The organism is Chitinophagales bacterium (genome assembly GCA_019638515.1).
Classification (GTDB): Bacteria; Bacteroidota; Bacteroidia; order Chitinophagales; family LD1; genus UBA7692.
This window is the reverse complement of the sequence record JAHBTS010000004.1, coordinates 199,592-218,924: the sequence shown is the minus strand read 5'-3', so window position 1 is coordinate 218,924 and position 19,333 is coordinate 199,592. Positions and strand designations below refer to the sequence as shown.

Sequence of the window (19,333 nt, the reverse complement as noted above, 5' to 3'; positions counted from 1 at the left end):
TACCTTAAAAAGTATTGTCCATCACAAATAATAAACACCATTGAAAATGAAAAACAATCGCAGAAACTTCATCAAAGCTACCGGGCTACTCGGAGCTGTTTCCTTAGTGCCATTCGGCAAAATGATTGCAGAAGCCAAACAAGAGAGTAGTACCGATAGTTGCACACTCATTCCCACAGAAACCGCAGGCCCATTTCCGCTCGACCTAACCGCAAATACTGCTTTTTTTCGGCAAGATATTCGAGAAAATAAAACAGGTGTGCAGCTCAACCTTAAACTAAAAATTATTGGCAACGGAAACTGCTTACCTATGGAAAACCTGCGTGTAAATATTTGGCACTGCGATAAAGATGGACTCTACTCCGGTTATAGCCAAAACAACAATCAGGGGCAAGCAGGTTTAACATATCTGCGAGGATACCAATACACCGATGCCAATGGCGAGGTTGATTTTGTAACCATCTTCCCTGGTTGGTACACTGGTAGAATTTGCCACATTCACTTTCAAGTGTATGTAAGTTCTTCTTATGCTGCCATTTCGCAACTCACCTTTGATGTGGCCACCAAACAAGCTATTTACACAGCCAACTCTAATCTTTACACCAACGGTACAGATCCAATGACCCTTGCTACCGACAATATTTTCTCTGATGGCTATACTTATCAAATGGCAACACTAACCCCCAACCAAACCACCGGTGGTTATGATAGCTATTTAGAAGTTACAGTGAAAGGAAACGGAACTGTTGGTGTGGGACATCTGGAAAAAGAAAACGCCAAATACTTTTTGCTTGGGCAAAATTCACCCAATCCATATACCGGGCAAACAACCATTCCGGTAAGTTTGATTCAACCTGCTGATTTAACCTTAGAGCTTTTCGATTTACAAGGGCAAAAAGTAGCAACTATTCAACAAAACAACCTTGCTGCCGGAGAACACAAAATTGAACTAAACATGCAGTCTTTAGGGCTTTCTTCCGGCAACTATATTTACCAGATTACCGTTAAAAACAGCAATGGTACTTTTATAGATAGCAAAATGATGACAGCCAGCCGATAGCAATAATTTTGCCCAACAGAAAACGCTCTATTCTTCCTTTAAGAGTGTTTTTTTAAAGCCAACTTTTACAGTTGGCTTTTTTTATTTCATTCCACACAAAAAGCTGCCGAATACCACAACCAAGCTACTGTTATGAAATAAGTATTGAGCAATGAAATTTCCGCTTTCCATTTTTAAACCTTACATTCGGTGAAGTTCACACCCTTAACTATCGCCTATGCTCAACCCTTGGAGCAAATTTCCGGCAATACGGCTCACCCTAATTTTTATTACAGGTATTGCATGCCATATTCTCTTTCCTGCCCATTGGAAAATAGCCTTAGTCTGTTGGCTATTGGCTTGGCTGCCTATGGTTGTTTTTATATGGTTTAAAAAATTATGGTTGCGCCAAGCAGCACTGTACTTACCCGGCACAAGTGCCATTTTATTGGTGGGGGCTTCTGCTTACTTACTCACGTTTGCCCACACCGAAATACTTTCGCCTGCACACTTTAGCGCAAAAGCACAGCCGCAGCATTTTTTGCTCGCTATAGTAGATAAGCCTCCGGTAGGTAAAGAAAAAAGTTGGCGTGTAATTGTTTCGGTAAAGCAAGTGGTTAACGCTTCGGGATACGCACAAGCTGCCAAAGGAAAGCTCTTGGTTTCTTTCTTAAAAAATGAGCAGAGCAACCAATTACAGTATGGCAGCATTCTATTGCTTCCTGCTTCGTTTCAAGCAATAGAAGCTCCTAAAAACCCCGAACAGTTCAATTACAAGGAGTTTATGAGTTTTCAAAATGTTTACCACCAAACCTTCTTGTCCAATAGTGGCTGGCAACTGCTAAAAGGCAATGCCGGCAATGCTTTCTTTAGGTATGTATATCAATTTCGCCAGCAACTTTTTAACCAAATAAGCAAACATGTTAGCACCAAAAACGAACTGGGTGTGGCAAGCGCGTTAATGTTGGGTTACAACGATTTTATTACACCCGAAATTACACAGGCGTATGCCGCTTCGGGAGCACTGCATGTGCTTTCTGTTAGCGGGTTGCATGTTGGTATGGTGTATATTGTATTGAGTAGAATGCTGTTCTTTTTAAACAAAACAAAAAGAAGCCGCCTACTGCAAACCGTTGTAATTGTTGTGCTTATTTGGATGTATGCCTGCTTAACAGGGTTAAGCCCTTCGGTGCTGCGATCGGCCGCCATGTTTAGTATGATGGCTGTTGGAAAACAATGTAGCCGCCAACCCAACATGTTTAACATCATTGGGGCTTCGGCATTGCTGCTTATGCTCATAAATCCTTTTATTATGACCGAGGTTGGTTTTAAACTGAGTTACTTGGCAGTAATAGGCATTGTGTATTTGCATCCCAAAATTGTATCGTGGTTTTCATTCAACAATAAATGGGCACAAAGTATTTGGGAGGTAACAGCTGTTTCTATTGCTGCGCAGGCAACTACCTTTCCGCTTGGCCTGTATTACTTTCACCAGTTTCCCAACTTGTTTTTAGTAAGCAATCTTTTAGTAATTCCGGCAGGTTGGCTGCTTATTCATTCCGGTATTTTACTGTTTGTTTTAAGCCCTTTTGAAACCTTGCAGTATTGGGTTGGCAAGTTCTTTTACTGGCTCACTTTTGCGCTAAATAAGTTTATCTTTTTGCTTGAAAAAATTCCATACTCTATTATGGAAGGCATTAGTATTTCTGCCGTAGAGCTACTGCTTATTTACATTGCCGTTTTGCTTTGCAGCAGCCTTATTATTGTAATTAAAGCAAAGCCCTTGCGCTGGCTGCTGCTTATTTTCCTCCTGCTTTCTTTGTGGAATGGATACGAATATTGGGCACAACAGAAGCAAGAAAAAACCATTTGCTATTCGGTAAAAGGAAAGCGGGCTTTTGCAGCCATACGAGGCACTACCGCATTTATAGATTTTGATTCTACACTGCTACACAACGAAAGCGCCATGTTGTTTAACATAAAACACCACTGGTGGAAATTGGGCATAAACCGTGTGCGGCATATTGCGGAGCATCCTAATTTTTATGCTTTAAAAAACGGTTATGTTGTGGAGTGTAACAGGCAGCGGTTTGTAATGCTGCACGCGCCTGTTGCCGGAGCCATGCCCGCTTCCACTTTCAAAACAGATGTGCTTATACTTTCGGGCAATGCAAAAATATATATGAATGAAATATTACAGCAGTACACACCTAAACTAATAGTAGCCGATGCCGGCAACAAATCTTTTAAGGTTAAAAAATGGAAGCAAGCAGCAGCGCAACATGCAATTGCCTTTTACGATGTGGCAAAAGATGGCGCACACGAATGGTAGTCCGTTTTTATGATAAAAACTATATTGCTCCGGCAGCAAAAGTGTCGCCCTGCTTTATATCTCCGGTTTCAAAACCTTTTTTGAACCAGTACATGCGCTGCTTAGATGTGCCATGTGTAAATGCATCGGGCACCACATAACCTTGTGCTTCCTTTTGCAGCTTATCATCGCCAATGGCATTGGCAGCATTGAGTGCTTCTTCAATATCGCCCGTTTCTAGTACTTGCTTCATTTGCTGGGCATGGTGTGCCCAAACTCCGGCCAAAAAATCGGCTTGCAATTCCAGCTTCACCGACATTTTATTGTATTCCGCTTCACTCAGTTTTTCACGCATGGCGTGTACTTTATCGCTAATGCCTAAAAGGTGCTGCACATGGTGCCCCACTTCGTGTGCTACCACATAAGCCATTGCAAAATCGCCCGGAGCAGCGAACCTGCTTTTTAATTCATCGTAAAAAGAAAGGTCTATGTAAATTTTTTCATCTCCGGAGCAATAAAAAGGTCCCATTGCCGAAGAGGCAGAGCCGCAGGCGCTTTCTACTCCTTCGCGAAAAAGCACTAGTGTTGGCTCACGGTAAGTACTGCCGGCTTCTTTAAACATCTTATTCCACACATCTTCGTTATCGGCTAATACTACTTTCACAAACGAAGCGGCTTCATCATCCGGTTGCGGGGTAGCCGGAGCTGTTTGCTCGGTGGTAATGGCAGTGTTCCCGCCCACTGCCTGTAAAAGCTGCATTGGGTTTTTACCCATGAGCAATGCAATAACCACTACCAGTATAGTGCCAACTCCGCCCAACGCCATACCGCGTTTCCTTCCTCCTCCGCCACGCAGGTCTTCTACATTAGAACTTTCGCGTCTGCCTCTCCATTGCATACAAATTACATTTTGTTTGTTTCAAAAATATCAGAATATAAATACAAAAAAATGGCAAGCCATTATCTTGCGCCATGCGTGAAGTTTACACCGTTTTACTTTCGGCATAATTGCAATATACTTTTGTTGCTTTTCCTGCTTCGTTTAGCTCAAAAACTTCAAGTGCTTTTCTGCCATTCACAGAGGTATAGTATAGCACCACCGTATTTATTCCCACGAAATATTCATGTAAATCGAAGTACAAATCCGGGAAATTTTTCAATCCGATTTCAAAGTACTTTTTTAAATCTTCCTTAGAAGTAATTACGCCTGTATCGTTGAATTTAAGCAGCGGTATAAAAGGAGAATAAAACAACACATTATCTGTGTAGTGCGAAAGAATAGCGTCTATATCGTGTTTATTCCAAGCGGCAATCCATTCGTGTGCAAAGCTTGCTGCTGTGGATGATGAAATACTCATGCTTTTGTATTTTAATGGAAAAGTATTTAGGAGTTGCCTAAAAAACAACTGCGTGGATGTATAAAAATAAACAGCATAGCGGTTTTAGGATTAAAAACTAAATATACTTTTGTGTGTATTGCCATCAGTAAAAAATACAACCACTTAACTAACCATGCCTTTACTACATATTATTATTGGTATCATTTTAAATAATACAAAATTTAAACAGCCGCTTATTGTGGGTAACACTATTGAAAAAATCAACACATTAAACAAGTAAAAAGGATAAGTAGTGTATTAGCTTGCGCTCCTAAAAGAAACTGGAAAAACAATATGATTTATATAATAGATTACGGAGTGGGAAATTTAGGCTCTATTGCCAATATGATTGATTACTTAGATGGACAAAGCACTATTACCAACGATATAAACCTTATTGAAAAAGCAGAAAAAATAATACTCCCAGGCGTGGGCGCTTTTGATTATGGAATGAAAAAACTCAAAGCTCAAAATTTACCTCCTGTACTCAACCACCTAGTATTAGAAAAAAAAATACCGGTATTGGGTATTTGTCTTGGAATGCAATTGATAACTAAAAAAAGCGAAGAAGGTGTAGAAGATGGACTTGGTTGGATAGATGCAGAAACCATAAAATTTCCCTCCCATTTACGAGTTCCAAATATGGGATGGAACTATGTTGCACAAGCTAAAAAATCTAAGCTTTTCAACCTTACTGACGAAGAAACGAGATTCTACTTTGTACACAGCTATTACGTTAAATGTAATAGCTCAAACGATATTTTGTTCACAGCAGATTATGAAATTACATACACCTGCGGCTTTGAAAAAGAAAATATTTATGGAGTGCAATTCCATCCCGAAAAAAGCCATCGTTTTGGAAAAGAATTGATGCGCAACTTTATCAATTTATGAAACAAAAACTTCCACGAATAATACCGTGCTTGCTATACAGCAACCATGGTCTAGTTAAAACTGTTAAGTTCAGCAATCCTACATACATCGGAGATCCTCTCAATGCTGTGAAGATTTACAATGAGATGGAAGCAGATGAATTGATGTTCTTAGATATAGATGCTAGTTCAAAAAACAAGCCGATAGATTTTAACCTTATTCACGAAATTGCAAACGAGGCATTTATGCCTGTTTGCTATGGAGGAGGCATTAAAACACTTGAAGAAATAGAGAGAGTCATAAACATTGGAATAGAAAAAGTTTGCATAAGCTCCGCAGCAACTCAAAACTTAGATCTAATAAACAACGCAGCCGCAAGATTTGGAAGCCAAAGTATCGTAGTGTGTTTAGATATTCTAAAACGCAACGAAAACAACTTTGTAGTATGTACCATGAATGGTAAAAAACAATTGAACACCGATATTTTTACACTAATAGAAAATATTCAAGAGGCTGGAGCAGGAGAAATTGTCATCAACGATATCAACAGAGAAGGATCGTGTTTAGGATTCGACATCCCAATGCTTCAACAATTACGAAGGAAGATAAAAATTCCACTTATAGCAACCGGAGGAGCTGGCAACCTACAGCACATTAAAGAAGCAGTACTTCAAGCACATGTTGATGCAGTAGCTGCCGGAAGTTTATTTGTTTACTTTGGTCGCATTAAAGGCATCCTTATTAACTATCCAAAACGCGAAAAAATAAAATCACTTTTTAAAGATGAGATTCTCCACAGAATATAAATACATGGCTCCACGGCAAATATGTACACGCTGTGTGATGGATAGTTCCGTTCCTCAAATAAAATTTGATGCTTCAGGAGAGTGTAATTACTGCAAATTACACGATGCCCTTTCCAATGACAATCCAAATGATGAGCGAGGAAAAGAAATTCTGAAACAAATTGCTGAAAAACTGAAAAAAGAGGGGAAGGGAAAAAAATACGATGTGGTTGTAGGCGTTAGCGGAGGCACAGATAGTACTTATCTACTGCACTTGTGTATAGAACTTGGACTCCGACCATTAGCAGTACACTTAGATAATGGTTGGAATACCGAAACCTCCGTAGCAAATCTTAGAAACGTTTTAGAAGCACTAGATATTGACCTCTACACCTATGTTATCAATTGGGATGAATTTAGAGACATCTTACTCTCGCAACTAAAATCGGGACTACCGTGGGCAGATGCTCCCACAGACATAGCCATTGTATCTACACTATACAGAACTGCAATAAAGTTTGATGTACCCAATATTTTTGTTGGAAACAATTTTAGAACAGAAGGCAAACAACCTACCTTGTGGACATATACCGATGGGCGACTTATTAGTTACATTCAAAAAAAATTTGGAACGAAAAAGATAGAAACCTTCCCCAACCAAACCATTTGGGATGTGTTGTACTTCACACTTATTAAACGCGTTAAAATGGTTCGCCCATTTTACTACATCCAATTCAATAAAAAACATGCTAAGAAATTGATTAGCGAAAAATACGGTTGGAAAGATTATGGAGGGCACCACCATGAAAATATTTTTACCAGATACATTATTGGTGTTTGGCTAAATCAAAAATTTGGTATCGACAAACGAAAAGTTACACTCAGTGCCTACATACGTAATGGAGAAATTTCTCGCCAAGACGCACTAAAAGATTTACAACAAGCCCCTTACCAACCTAAGCTAATGCAAAGCGATCATGAATACGTTGCTAAAAAACTTGGTATAAGCCTATCTGAATTTAATACTATTTGGGCCAACAACAACAAAACATTTAGAGACTATCCAAGTTACTATCCTTTTTACGAAAAGGTTAGATGGATTGCTAATAAAATTTTAAGCCGCCTGCTTCCTTTTAAACCAATGATGACATACAACATTGATAAATAACCTATAATGGATTAAATCAAATTCCGTATAAAAATTCTACTTTCTATACACAGGCTCTGCGTATGCCAAATCTGCAAAATCGTTGCGGTAAAATTTTTCTAATCCAATAGGTACCATGTTTGCGGCATCTATTACCGTTTCTTCTACTACCGAAATATTCTGTGTAAAAGGGGCAAACTTTTCGGTTCCGGTTCCGGCTGCAACAGCCTTTAACTGCCGCTGCTCTACAAGTACATTTACCTCGCTCACACTACTGCATGTATGTGCTATTAGCTCTTCAAGTTCGTAATTAAAGAGTGAAAAATACACATCGCTCCTGCGTGCATCCAGCACCGGCAGAATGGTGCTTCCTGCACTTGCATATTTTTTTATGCCATGCGCCATTGCCTGTAAAGTAGGAATAAGAATAAGCGGCAGCTCTGCAGCGTAGCAAATACCTTTAGCGGTAGAAAGCCCTATGCGCAAACCGGTATAAGAACCCGGCCCCTCGCTTACGCAAACAGCTTGCAATTCGCGCACACTTACTTTGGCTTTTTCCAGCACCTGCCGAATTAAAACGGCTAATACTCCGGCATGTGTATTGGGCGTTGTACTATTAGCGGTAGCTATTACCTCTTTGCCCCTGCTTACACATACCGAGCAAATGGGCGAGGCGGTTTCTATAAAAAGCAAAACAGCATTCATTATGCAAAGGCGGCTTCCAAGATTGCATCTTGCTCTTTTACGTGCTGCTTTTTATAGCCGGTGGCAGGAGATGCAGAGTTTTTGCGGGCTATAATTTTCATCGGAAGCACATCGTACAGTCTTCCTATTAAAAACGACCACGCACCCATATTCAGCGGCTCTTCTTGTACCCAGCAAATCTCTGCTTTTGGATAGCTTTTTACTATTTCCTGCATTTGCTTCTCCGGTATAGGATATATCTGTTCCAAACGCACCAACAATACATCGTTGGCTTCTTTTTTTGCTTGGCGCTCTTTTAAATCGTAGTAAATTTTTCCTGAACAGAATACAATTTTACGAATCTTTTTGCTCTGAGGTTCATCGGCAATAATTTCTTTAAAGCCGCCTTGCGTAAGCTCGCTTACATTAGAAACACATTGCGGATGGCGCAGCAGCGATTTAGGACTCATTACAATCAACGGCTTGCGAAACTCCCATGCCAACTGCCTGCGCATGGCGTGGAAAAAGTTTGCCGGAGTAGTAATGTTTACCACCACCATATTTAACTCGGCACACAACTGTAAAAAACGCTCTAAGCGTGCGCTGCTATGCTCCGGGCCTTGCCCTTCGTACCCATGCGGCAATAGCATTACCAAACCCGAACTGCGCTGCCATTTGCTTTCAGCAGCAGCAATAAACTGGTCTATAATAATTTGTGCTCCGTTATTAAAATCGCCAAACTGTGCCTCCCAAATTACCAATGGATCGGGATGCGTAATAGAGTAACCATATTCAAACCCAAGCACTCCGTATTCGCTTAAATGCGAATTGTAAATTCTAAACTTGCCTTGCTTAGGCGAAAGTTTACTTAGGCGGTTGTATTTGTTGTCTGTTTTTTCATCGTAGATTACGGCATGGCGGTGTGTAAAAGTGCCACGCTCCACATCTTCTCCGCTTAAGCGCACATCTTTTCCTTCGTTTAATATAGAAGCATACGCCAACAATTCTCCGGCAGCCCAGTCCAAGCGCTTTTCTTCTACCATGTGCTTTTGGCGCTCTGCAAGGTATTTCTGCATTTTTTTTATGGGCGAAAAACCTTCCGGAATGGTGTTGATAGTAGTAGCAAGGTTTAACAGTGTTTGCTCGTTTACTCCGGTATCGGGCGATTGTTCAAAATCTTTTCCGGTTGCTTTACGAAGCGATTGCCAACTAACTTCGGTTGGCTGTGGTTTATATGGCAGCGGATGCTGTTTCACCATATCTAACCGCGCCTGCAAATCGCTCCAAAATTCTTTTTCTAATTTTTTGGCAAGCTCTGCTTCTATTTGCCCTTTTTGTTCTAATTGTTTTGAATAGATGTCGCGCGGGTTGGCGTGTTTATCTATCAATTGATACATCAGCGGTTGGGTGTATTTGGGATCATCGCTTTCGTTGTGCCCCCATTTGCGGTAACACACCATATCAATAAACACATCTTTCTTAAACAGTTGGCGGTATTCGGCAGCCAATTCGCTTACAAAAACTACGGCTTCAATATCATCTCCGTTTACGTGAAAAACAGGTGCTTCGATGGTAGCAGCAATAGAGGTGCAATAATCGCTGGAGCGCGCTTCGTCAAAATCGGTAGTAAAACCAATTTGGTTGTTGATAACGTAGTGAATGGTGCCACCAATATAGTAACCCGGTAATTTTGCCATTTGCAACACTTCGTACACAATTCCTTGCCCTGCCACGGCTGCATCGCCATGTATGGTAACAGGAATTATTTTTTCGTACTGCTCTTGGTAAATAGAATTTGCTTTAGCGCGGCAAAAACCTGCCACTACCGGATTCACAGCTTCTAGATGCGAGGGGTTGGGCATTAGTTTCAAATACATATTTTTTCCGGAGGAGGTAGCGTGCTGGGCAGAATAGCCCATGTGGTATTTTACATCGCCATCGCCATAAGCCGGATCGCCCACGTTGTTGCCTTCAAATTCATTGAATATTTCTTCGTAGGTTTTTCCAATAATGTTTGCCAACACATTTAACCTACCGCGGTGTGCCATGCCAAACACCACTTCTTCCACACCCAATTCTGCTCCCTTATTTATGATAGCTTTAAGTGCAGGAATGGTGGTTTCGCCACCTTCGAGCGAAAAGCGTTTTTCGCCAATGTATTTAGTTCCTAAAAATTTCTCGAATACTACGGCTTTGTTTAGTGCGCGTAAAATTTCCTCTTTCTTGGCAATGTCGAAATTGAAAAGAACCGGAGCACCTTCTATTTTTTCGCGCAACCATTTTACTTCTTCTTTTTCACGCACATAGCCTGTTTCAAAACCAATGCTTGCAGCATACAGCGATTGCAGCTTCGTAAGAATTTCTTGCAAGGTGGCATTGGGTAAGCCTATTTCGCTGCCTATTTGAAATTTCTTTTGGAGGTCTTTTTCGCCCAATCCAAAATGTTCCAACTCCAAATTTGCCCTGCGGTCTTTACGCGGTTTTAGCGGGTTGGTGGTGGCAATTAAATGCCCTTTATTTCTATAATCGTTTATGAGTTGATATACCTTAAATTCATCTAACGAAACGGCTGAAGATTTGCCATTTCCGTTGTAAGAAGCCGCGGCAAAATCGAAGCCTTCAAAAAACTTTTTAAAATCGGCATCTACCGAGTTTGGGTTGGCTTTAAAATCGAGATAAAGGTTCTCGATATATTCGGGTGTGGCGTTTGATAGGTATGAATACTTATCCATTTCTAACTATATATTTTCTACTTTCTAAAGCAAACATAATGGTTTTAACTTCAAGAAGTTGCTAACTATATCGCTTAAACTTAGTTAATGAATGAAATTTTAGTCATTACCTGTATTTAAAGGCTTTTGAAGTGTAAAAAACGCCTCTGCCCTCAGCCGGAATTTTGGTGCAGAAACTATGGCAAGCGCCTTACTCCTTCTAGTTTCTGTTTATTTTAATCCGGCACCTTCTATAATTTTTTCTACCACCGAAGCATCTAAGAGTGCTGTAGTGTCGCCAATATTAGCAATATTTCCTTCGGCAATTTTCCTCAAAATTCTGCGCATAATTTTTCCGCTGCGCGTTTTGGGCAAGCCCGGCACTATTTGAATTTTATCGGGTCTGGCAAAGGCGCCTATTTTTTCGCTTACCAATTGCTTTACTTCTTGTATTAGTGCCTCTGTGTGTTGCACGTTGCCGGAGCAAATTACAAAAGCATACAAACCCTGCCCTTTTACATCGTGCGGAAAACCCACTACGGCACTTTCAATTATCAACTCGTGTTCGTTGATGGCGTCTTCTACTTCACCGGTGCCAATGCGGTGGCCGCTCACGTTTATTACATCATCTACTCTTCCGGTTATTCTGTAGTATCCATTTTCATCGCGCTTGGCGCCATCGCTTGTAAAATACGCATTTGAATAGGCAGAAAAATAGGTTTGGCGGAACCGTTCATGGTCGCCATACACGGTGCGCGCCATTCCCGGCCACGGAAAGCGTATGCATAAATTTCCTTCGGCAGGATTGCCCTGCACTTCTTCGCCTTTTTCGTTTAATAAAACGGGCTGTATTCCCGGCAATGGCAATGTGGCAAAGGCTGGCTTAAGCGGAGTAACATTGGCAATTGGAGCAATTAAAATTCCGCCTGTTTCGGTTTGCCACCAAGTATCTACAATAGGGCAATTTTTCTTTCCCACATTTTCGTAATACCAATGCCAAGCCTCTTCGTTTATTGGCTCGCCTACACTGCCAAGCACACGCAGCGATTTCAAACTTTTATCGGCAAAAATTTCGGTGCCAAAAATTTCTAATGAGCGAATGGCTGTTGGTGCTGTATAAAGAATATTCACTTTGTGCTTATCTACTACATCCCACAATCTGCCGTGGTCCGGATGTGTAGGAACACCTTCAAACATAATAGTGGTGGCGGCATTGAGTAAGGGACCATATACCAAATAGCTGTGGCCGGTTACCCATCCAATATCTGCCGTGCAAAAGAAAACATCGCCATCGCGGTATTGAAAAACTTGCTTAAAAGTATAAGCTACATATACCATGTAACCTGCGGTGGTATGCAACACACCTTTGGGTTTTCCGGTGGAGCCCGAAGTGTATAAAACAAACAGTGGTGCTTCGGCTTCCATTGGCACCGCCTCGTGGTGGTTGGGCTGCGCAGAAACAATTGAATGCCACCACACATCGCGCTCTTTTAAAAAAGCAACCGATTCGCCACAGTGGTTAAAAAGTAAACAGTGCTGAACAGAAGGTGTTTGTTGCAAGGCTTCATCGGCAATTTTTTTAAGCTCCACCTTTTTTTCTCCTCTATAAAAAGCATCGGCAGTAATGAGTAGTTTACAAGAAAGATCGTTTATTCTATCGCGCAAACTCTCTGCACTAAATCCGGCAAACACTACCGAATGTATGGCTCCAATACGGGCACAAGCAAGCATGGCAATGGCTCCTTCAGGAATCATGGGCATGTAAATACACACACTGTCGCCTTTGGTTACGCCTAAGCTGAGTAAGGCATTGGCACAGCGGCAAACGGCTTGGTGCAATTCTTTGTAAGTGAGCGTGCGCACCGGAGCGTTGGGAGCGTTTGGTTCGCCAATAATTGCTATTCTATCTGCATGTTGCGGAAGGTGCCTATCTATGGCGTTTACACAAAGATTGGTAGAGCCGCCATCGAACCATTTAATTTCCGGTGTGGTAAAATTCCATTGCAAAACATTGTTCCATTTGTGTTGCCACCAAAAGGTTTCGGCTATTTCGGCCCAAAAGGTTTCGGGCTGCTCCACACTTTTTTTGTATGCTTCTTGGTATTCTTTCAGGCTTTCAATTTGTTTCATAGCAAATACATTTAATGCTTGCTAAGTAAACAAGAATGTTGGTGGCATCAAAACACAAGCAATCTGCTATTGCAGCATTTTATGCAGTGCAAATATTTTTTCAACCATAGCGCTCCAAGTGTATTTCACCTTTTCGGACTTTATACTGTTGCGCATATTAAACTCGCGATGATTTTCATAAAAATCAACTAAAGCATCGGCAATAGCCTGCGGATTTGGCTCTACTACATAACCCACTTTGCCGTGCGGCACAATCTCGGGCAGGCCGCCAACATTGGTTACCAACATGGGGCGATTAAAGTGATAGCAAATTTGTGTTACCCCGCTTTGGGTGGCGTGCTTATATGGTTGTGCTACCAAATCTGCCGCGCAGAAATAATAGCGCACCTCGCTATCGGGAATAAAATCTGTTTGTAAAATCAATTGATCTTTTATACCCAACTGCTCTATTAAATCTAAATACGGTTGAGCCTCGGTATAAAACTCGCCTGCTACTATAAGTTTTACATTCAGCTGGCGCACACGCTCATCTGCCATGGCGTGCAGAATTAAATCTAAGCCTTTGTAATCGCGTATAAAACCGAAAAACAAAATATACTCTGTGTTTATTTCCAAGCCCAGCTTTTCGTATGCTTCGGTTTTGGTAACTGCTTCGCCAAAATTATCGAAAAGTGGATGCGGATTGAACAAACGCGGCTTGCTGGCGTTGAATGCTGACAAGTCTTGTAATACGCTGTTGCTCATTGCCACAAAAGCATCTACACTGTCTACGAAATACTTTGCCAGCACGGTGTCGCCAATTCGTTTTTCGTGCGGAATAATATTGTCTAACACCGCTATTACTTTTGTTTTCTTATTGCGCTTTACTAAACGTGCAATTGTACCCAGACAGGGTGCCATAAATGGCAACCAAAATTTCACGATAAGTATATCAGCATTCAACTTTGCAATTTCTTTTCCAACTGCCAACCAGTTGAAAGGGTTGATGGAGTTTACCTTTACATGAATATACAAATCATCGGGAGCAGCCTCGCTGCTGTACTGCGTGGTGCCGGGAAACAAAAACTCCGGATACTGCAAGCTAAAAGTATAAATCTGCACACTGTGTCCTTGCTGAATAAAAGCCCGCGCCAAGCGTTCGTTATAGGCGCTTAAACCGCCTCGCAATGGATGTGCCGAACCGAGAATAACAATTTTCATGCAGGGCAAACCTGCACAAAATTTTTAACTCCCAAACCATATTTACTTCTCTACAAAAAAAGGTTTACCAAGGCTATTTCCGCACTTTAATGCCGTACCAAAAACTTACCGTTTGTGGTAGTTTGCCGGTGCTTCAACGAAAAAAAATACACGGCACTTGCCCAGTTGTGCACCGGAACTTCTACAGATGATGCAGTGGTGCTGGCGGCAAAAACGAGCCTGCCAAGCGCATCGTGTATTTGAAGGATAGCGGGAGATGAAGTTTCGCTCCATGCCACCACTACTTGTTGCGAAGCAGGGTTGGGCACTACCGAAACAAACAGTGCTTGTGCCTCCTTAATACCCAAAGGCGGTATCGTACAATCAACAAACATATCTGCCGATTGGGCTGTGCATCCATTGCTATCGGTAATTACCACATAGTAATATCCTTTATCGTCTTCTACCGTAAAAAATCTACCATTTACTGCGGGAATCAAAACTCCGTTTTTATACCAAGCATATTGCACATTAGGCACGGCCGGAGTAGAAGCCACAACACAACCGTTTACTGCTATTGGCGGAGCGGGCAAAGGTGGCAAACAAGGATCTACAGGTGGAGCAGGTGGCTGCTTGCCATGTTGTATCAATACAAAATTTTTATCGGCAATAAGTATGTTGCAAGTGCGGCTGAGCGTATCGTTGTTGGCAGCTACCGAAAGCACTACCACCCCGCTCGCACTGCCACTTTGCGGAGCAATTTGCACAAACCCGCACGACACAAAAGTATTCCAACTGCAAGCTGCCGTATTGCCTAACTGCACCTGTATCTGCCGAGCGCTGCTATCTACTACAGCACTATCCGGAGCCAATGTAAACACACAATTGGCAGGAGCCACTTTGCCGCTTTGTGTAATGGTAAATACTTGCCCTGCAATATCAATAGCGCAAGTGCGCGGCATCGTGTCGCCATTAGCTGCCACTGCAAGTGTAATAAGGCTGCTGCCGCTGCCCGAAGCAGGAGAAACCGCCACAAAACCGCAATTAGCAGAGGCTGTCCACGGGCAATTTTCGGCATTGCTTAACTGCACCTGTATGGATTGAAAATTACTATCTACTGCTGCAATATGCTGTGCGATACTGAAATTACAATCGGGTGTTAAAGTAAATGGATACGCAATTGTTTGCGAATCGCAAGCATTGATAACGGTAAGCGTTGCATGGTATGTAGTTGGCACTCCGGTTGGCGGATACGTGTGTTGTGGGTTTTGCTGAAAAACATCCGCAGCGCCATCGCCAAAATTCCAGCGGAAAGTAAGAGCTGTATCGGCAGTTGTTGCCGTAAAACTTACATCGTAGCCCGAAGCAGTATGCTGCACCGAAGCCGAAGGTATATTGTTTAACGTAGTAAAAGCATTAAAAGATGAAGGCGCTCCACTATTGGTGCCATTGGCGCAATATGTAATTACACCCCATTCGTAATTGGTATTGCAATGCAAAGCAGCCCAATTAAAAGTAGTAGAAGTAGTGGTGGTTTTGGTATAAGAAGCAGCCCCTGCCTGCTTGTGCCAAACTTCGTAATAGCTCGCTCCGCTTACACCACTCCACGAAAGCGTTGCAGCATTGGAGGTAATATTGCTTACGCTCTTTGTAGAAGGCTCGTTGCAACTCGGCTGCGGATGTGTTAAGCAAATTTGAAAATTACCACCTCCGCTACCTGTGCCATAATGATACACACGTACGTAATAAACATTGCCAATAACCAGATTGGTAAGCGACACCGTATTTAAAACTCCGGTACTTCCCTGCTCATCGCTGCAACCAATGCTTGTGCTTGAAGCATAGCAGCCGTTGCGCACATCTGCTACACCATCGAAACCCGTTCCGTTTAAAAGATGAATACTGTGTTCGTTTGCCGTAGCGGTAAACGAAAACCATACATCGTCATCGGCATTGCCACCCGTAAAACCATTGCAGGGCGAAGTAGCAGGTAAGCTTCCGGTAGCGCCTGCGGTAGAAAAAGATTGATAATTGCAAGTAAGTTGTGAAGTTAAAGCAATAGCACCCGAACAATAATCGTTGGTAGGTGCAGTGGGCTGTGAACCAAAAGAGCAACCTGCATTGATAAAGTTGTTTACAGCATTGCGCAAGTTGCTTATTTGGTTGTAAAGATTAGTGCCGGGGCAATCGGTGTAGCTTGGAGCGCAACCGTCTTTATGGCCGCTAATGTTATTCATAGTGCCGGGATACGAAGCAATAGAGCCGCTACCCAAAGGGTTTATATTGGCATTGCAACACTTCCATGCCAATAACTCTGTAAGTTTATTCATAGCTGCAGTGCTTGGTGTGGCAGTATTGTAATTGCCCAACATGCACACGCCCATAGTATTTTGATTGTAGCCGCACATGTGTGCTCCCACCACATTGTTGCCACCACCCCTGCCTACATACAACACACCATTAGGATCTATCAACCAATTATAGCCAATATCGCACCAACCATTGCTATTTACATGGTAGTTCCAATACGAGGCCACCACGCCCGCCCAGTTGGTACTGGAATTGGTGCCTGCCGCATGGTGTACAATTAAATGGGTTACAGTGGTATAGCTTACATTGCTGCACGAAGCATTTGCCGTTAAACCATAACTGCTGCCCCAGCTGCTTCTGCCCACCGATGTTGGTTGCGGGCAACTGCAAGCCCTTGCACCGCTGCTGTCTTCGCTGCTAAGTTGTGCTACCTGCGGATACACATTTGCCGGCACAAACAAGTTGATAGATACCGAAACCGCACTGCTTCGCTTTTCTTTGTTTATCAATTTGTATCTAAATTTTTGGGTAGTGCCATTCAAGAAAACAGGTGGAAAATGCAGTTCGCTTCCATTACCCTCAAAGTGGTGGTCGTGCTCCAGTTCTATCCAGCGTTTTTTGGTGCTGCCATCGGGCGCTGCCCAAACCAATAAGCGTACCGTTTCATCTAAAGCTGTACCTTTTACTATGGCAGAAGCAGCAATGAATGGTGTAGTTTTTTTTAGAGAATGGCTAATAGGTTTCGATACAAAACTACGTCCGGTTTGCGGCTGTATTTCAAATTGCAAGGTTTGTTCAGAAAAATCTTGCGCCACTAAAAATACTATACTTCCAACCGTAAAAAGCAGTGCCGTTAGCCATTGTTTCATACTTCCAAACTTATAGAAAATTAAAGAACAAAATGAGCACACAAATGGTGTATTCCTTTTTTACATTTGGTTTACAAACAAAACGTACATGCAAAAATTTTTCCTGCTGTTTATGGCGGCATTCCTTACTTGTAAGTCGGCCACTTCACAAACTATTGTATATCACAATGCCGTAACCGACCAAAACGGCAAGCTGCTGCCTTGGTACAATGCCAACCATGGCGCTTCGTACCAGTTTTGCTTAAATACCATTTGGGATTTTTGGAAAAAAATTCCCACCTGCTGCGGCAATCATAAATTTTACATGATAGACCACACTTGGGGCGGGCAGCAAGTGCAAGAAAACAAAGTGGGTGGCGACCAATTTGCCATGATGATTTCTTCGTGGGCATTGGCGTATGCTTACACCGGAGATTCGTTTTTTGTAAACGATATGCAATATATTGCCGATACCTATCTTGCATATAGTTTATCGCCCGATACGGCCGTTTGGGCCAACTTGCCGTACCCAAGCAATTATTCGGTTCCTTACCTGCCGCGCTACGATGGCGATTATGTGTTGGGAGCCAACTTTACACAACCGGATAAAGCCGGCTCTTTTGGTGCCGAACTTATTACGCTTTACAAAATTACAGGCGAGCAACGCTACTTAAATGCTGCCGTAAAAATTGCTACAACGCTAGCTGCCAACGTTGCCGATGGCGACTCTTTACATTCGCCATATCCTTTTAAAGTAAATGCACTTACCGGAGCCTTGCCGGGCAACTACAATACCTATCCGGCACTATACCTCTCTGCCAACCTTGCGCCCACACTCACACTTTTTGATGAACTCAAAAAAATGAATAAAGGCAGCCTACAACAAGATAGTGCCAGCCAAAAAATAATGCGTTGGATAAAGCGCTATCCGTTGCAAAACAACAACTGGGGCAATTTTTTCGAGAATATAATTTTCCCTTCCAATGCTTCTATAAATGCCATTACAATGGCTATGTATATTCTTGAAAAAGAAACTGCTTGGAGCAATACATGGTTGCAAGATGCCCGCACCATTTTAGACAATGGAATGCTGCTGCTAGGCAGCAGCGCTTACGATTCGCTAGGTGTAAAACCAATTTTAGAACAAACTGCCGATTTAAAAGAAGGTGGCAGCCATACTGCACGCTTTGGCTCGGTAGAACTGCTTTATGCAGAAAAAGCCGGAGATACTTCGCGCATTCAACATGCCGTTAGGCAATTAGACTGGGCTACTTACTTGGTAGATTTCGATGGCAAGGTGCGATTTTCGCCCCGCAACAACTCTATTTGGTACACCGATGGCTATGGCGATTTTGTACGCCATTTTATTAGGGCAATGGGCTGGTATCCTGCCATTGCTTTCGATAGTAGCAACCACCTTATCCGCTCTTCTTCGGTAGTAAAACAAATTGCGTACAACAGCAGCCGCATAGCCTATACCACCTACGATTCTGCCACACAAGAAACCCTCAGGCTCACACAAAAACCCATGCAGGTAAAAGCAAGCGGAATAGTATTAAACGAAACTGCTTCGCCCGCAAACAACAGTTGGTGGTGGCAGCCTGCGGCACTGGGTGGAGTACTTAAAGTGCATCACTCCACGCCTTCGGTTGAAGTACTGTTTAACCTAAGCCACATAGCCGATACCGAAACACCTTTTGTGTGGCAACTCCGCCCCAATCCGGCACATACCACGCTTACCATACAAGCAGAAAATGCTGCTGATGCACACTTTTATATTTTGAACAATTTGGGCGCAGTACAACCAATTAAATTTGTAAACAAAAACAATGGCGAAATAGAAGCCGATGTAAGCACACTGCCGCAAGGAAGTTACCAATTGGTAGCAGAATATGCCCAAAAGCGCAGCGTAAAAAAATGGTTGAAATTTTAATAGC

At 42.4% G+C, this 19,333-nt stretch carries 13 protein-coding genes; 6 read left to right on the top strand and 7 right to left on the bottom strand.

Translation table 11 applies throughout. The annotated features are described in order from the left end of the window. The first annotated feature begins 46 nt into the window (after window positions 1-46). Window positions 47-1,060 (top strand): T9SS type A sorting domain-containing protein, encoded by a 1,014-nt coding sequence (locus tag KF872_09230; protein ID MBX2903726.1) that lies wholly within the window; start codon window positions 47-49, stop codon window positions 1,058-1,060. A 217-nt stretch (window positions 1,061-1,277) separates the two neighbouring features. Continuing rightward, entirely contained in the window at window positions 1,278-3,371 is a 2,094-nt protein-coding gene (locus tag KF872_09225) for a ComEC/Rec2 family competence protein (GenBank protein ID MBX2903725.1), read from the top strand. Between the two features lie 19 nt (window positions 3,372-3,390). On the opposite strand, the gene KF872_09220 is transcribed toward KF872_09225, so the two are convergent. Beyond that, window positions 3,391-4,248 carry a zinc metallopeptidase gene (locus KF872_09220; GenBank protein MBX2903724.1) on the bottom strand — a complete coding sequence of 286 codons (858 nt, stop codon included), beginning with the start codon at window positions 4,246-4,248 and terminating at the stop codon, window positions 3,391-3,393. 85 nt (window positions 4,249-4,333) lie between these two features. Then, window positions 4,334-4,708 (bottom strand): nuclear transport factor 2 family protein, encoded by a 375-nt coding sequence (locus tag KF872_09215; protein ID MBX2903723.1) that lies wholly within the window; start codon window positions 4,706-4,708, stop codon window positions 4,334-4,336. A gap of 315 nt (window positions 4,709-5,023) precedes the next feature. Between KF872_09215 and hisH the strand changes: the two genes are divergently transcribed. From hisH to KF872_09200, 3 genes are read left to right on the top strand one after another with little or no spacing between them, the layout of a single operon-like run. Next, window positions 5,024-5,623: an imidazole glycerol phosphate synthase subunit HisH gene (hisH, locus tag KF872_09210; GenBank protein ID MBX2903722.1), complete on the top strand. Its 600-nt coding sequence runs from the start codon at window positions 5,024-5,026 to the stop codon at window positions 5,621-5,623. Continuing rightward, the gene (locus tag KF872_09205) at window positions 5,620-6,408 is read left to right on the top strand and encodes an AglZ/HisF2 family acetamidino modification protein (protein ID MBX2903721.1); all 789 of its coding nucleotides are present in this window, start codon (window positions 5,620-5,622) and stop codon (window positions 6,406-6,408) included. Before hisH ends, KF872_09205 begins: the two co-directional genes overlap by 4 nt. Next, complete coding sequence (locus KF872_09200; GenBank protein MBX2903720.1) at window positions 6,386-7,555, top strand: N-acetyl sugar amidotransferase; 1,170 nt, start codon at window positions 6,386-6,388, stop codon at window positions 7,553-7,555. Before KF872_09205 ends, KF872_09200 begins: the two co-directional genes overlap by 23 nt. A 36-nt stretch (window positions 7,556-7,591) precedes the next feature. On the opposite strand, the gene tsaB is transcribed toward KF872_09200, so the two are convergent. From tsaB to KF872_09175, 5 genes are all read right to left on the bottom strand, one after another. Continuing rightward, window positions 7,592-8,239, bottom strand: a complete 648-nt coding sequence (gene tsaB, locus KF872_09195; GenBank protein ID MBX2903719.1) for a tRNA (adenosine(37)-N6)-threonylcarbamoyltransferase complex dimerization subunit type 1 TsaB — start codon at window positions 8,237-8,239, stop codon at window positions 7,592-7,594. Next, window positions 8,239-10,950 (bottom strand): 2-oxoglutarate dehydrogenase E1 component, encoded by a 2,712-nt coding sequence (locus tag KF872_09190; protein MBX2903718.1) that lies wholly within the window; start codon window positions 10,948-10,950, stop codon window positions 8,239-8,241. The genes tsaB and KF872_09190 overlap by 1 nt, the downstream gene beginning before the upstream one ends. A 210-nt stretch (window positions 10,951-11,160) precedes the next feature. Further along, complete coding sequence (acs, locus tag KF872_09185) at window positions 11,161-13,059, bottom strand: acetate--CoA ligase (protein MBX2903717.1); 1,899 nt, start codon at window positions 13,057-13,059, stop codon at window positions 11,161-11,163. Between the two features lie 66 nt (window positions 13,060-13,125). After that, window positions 13,126-14,259 (bottom strand): glycosyltransferase, encoded by a 1,134-nt coding sequence (locus tag KF872_09180; GenBank protein MBX2903716.1) that lies wholly within the window; start codon window positions 14,257-14,259, stop codon window positions 13,126-13,128. Between the two features lie 86 nt (window positions 14,260-14,345). Further along, a complete protein-coding gene (locus KF872_09175; protein MBX2903715.1) occupies window positions 14,346-17,417 on the bottom strand; it encodes an N-acetylmuramoyl-L-alanine amidase in 3,072 nt (1,023 codons plus the stop codon). An 88-nt stretch (window positions 17,418-17,505) separates the two neighbouring features. Between KF872_09175 and KF872_09170 the strand changes: the two genes are divergently transcribed. Further along, a complete protein-coding gene (locus KF872_09170; protein ID MBX2903714.1) occupies window positions 17,506-19,329 on the top strand; it encodes a T9SS type A sorting domain-containing protein in 1,824 nt (607 codons plus the stop codon). The last annotated feature ends 4 nt before the right edge of the window (window positions 19,330-19,333 follow it).

Excerpts from the sequence above, each read along its gene's own strand:
- KF872_09190 (MBX2903718.1), bottom strand. The coding sequence starts at position 10,950 with ATGGATAAGTATTCATACCTATCAAACGCCACACCCGAATATATCGAG.
- tsaB (MBX2903719.1), bottom strand. The coding sequence starts at position 8,239 with ATGAATGCTGTTTTGCTTTTTATAGAAACCGCCTCGCCCATTTGCTCG.
- KF872_09200 (MBX2903720.1), top strand. The coding sequence starts at position 6,386 with ATGAGATTCTCCACAGAATATAAATACATGGCTCCACGGCAAATATGT.
- KF872_09205 (MBX2903721.1), top strand. The coding sequence starts at position 5,620 with ATGAAACAAAAACTTCCACGAATAATACCGTGCTTGCTATACAGCAAC.
- KF872_09175 (MBX2903715.1), bottom strand. The coding sequence starts at position 17,417 with ATGAAACAATGGCTAACGGCACTGCTTTTTACGGTTGGAAGTATAGTA.
- KF872_09180 (MBX2903716.1), bottom strand. The coding sequence starts at position 14,259 with ATGAAAATTGTTATTCTCGGTTCGGCACATCCATTGCGAGGCGGTTTA.
- KF872_09230 (MBX2903726.1), top strand. The coding sequence starts at position 47 with ATGAAAAACAATCGCAGAAACTTCATCAAAGCTACCGGGCTACTCGGA.
- hisH (MBX2903722.1), top strand. The coding sequence starts at position 5,024 with ATGATTTATATAATAGATTACGGAGTGGGAAATTTAGGCTCTATTGCC.
- KF872_09225 (MBX2903725.1), top strand. The coding sequence starts at position 1,278 with ATGCTCAACCCTTGGAGCAAATTTCCGGCAATACGGCTCACCCTAATT.
- KF872_09215 (MBX2903723.1), bottom strand. The coding sequence starts at position 4,708 with ATGAGTATTTCATCATCCACAGCAGCAAGCTTTGCACACGAATGGATT.
- KF872_09170 (MBX2903714.1), top strand. The coding sequence starts at position 17,506 with ATGCAAAAATTTTTCCTGCTGTTTATGGCGGCATTCCTTACTTGTAAG.
- KF872_09220 (MBX2903724.1), bottom strand. The coding sequence starts at position 4,248 with ATGCAATGGAGAGGCAGACGCGAAAGTTCTAATGTAGAAGACCTGCGT.
- acs (MBX2903717.1), bottom strand. The coding sequence starts at position 13,059 with ATGAAACAAATTGAAAGCCTGAAAGAATACCAAGAAGCATACAAAAAA.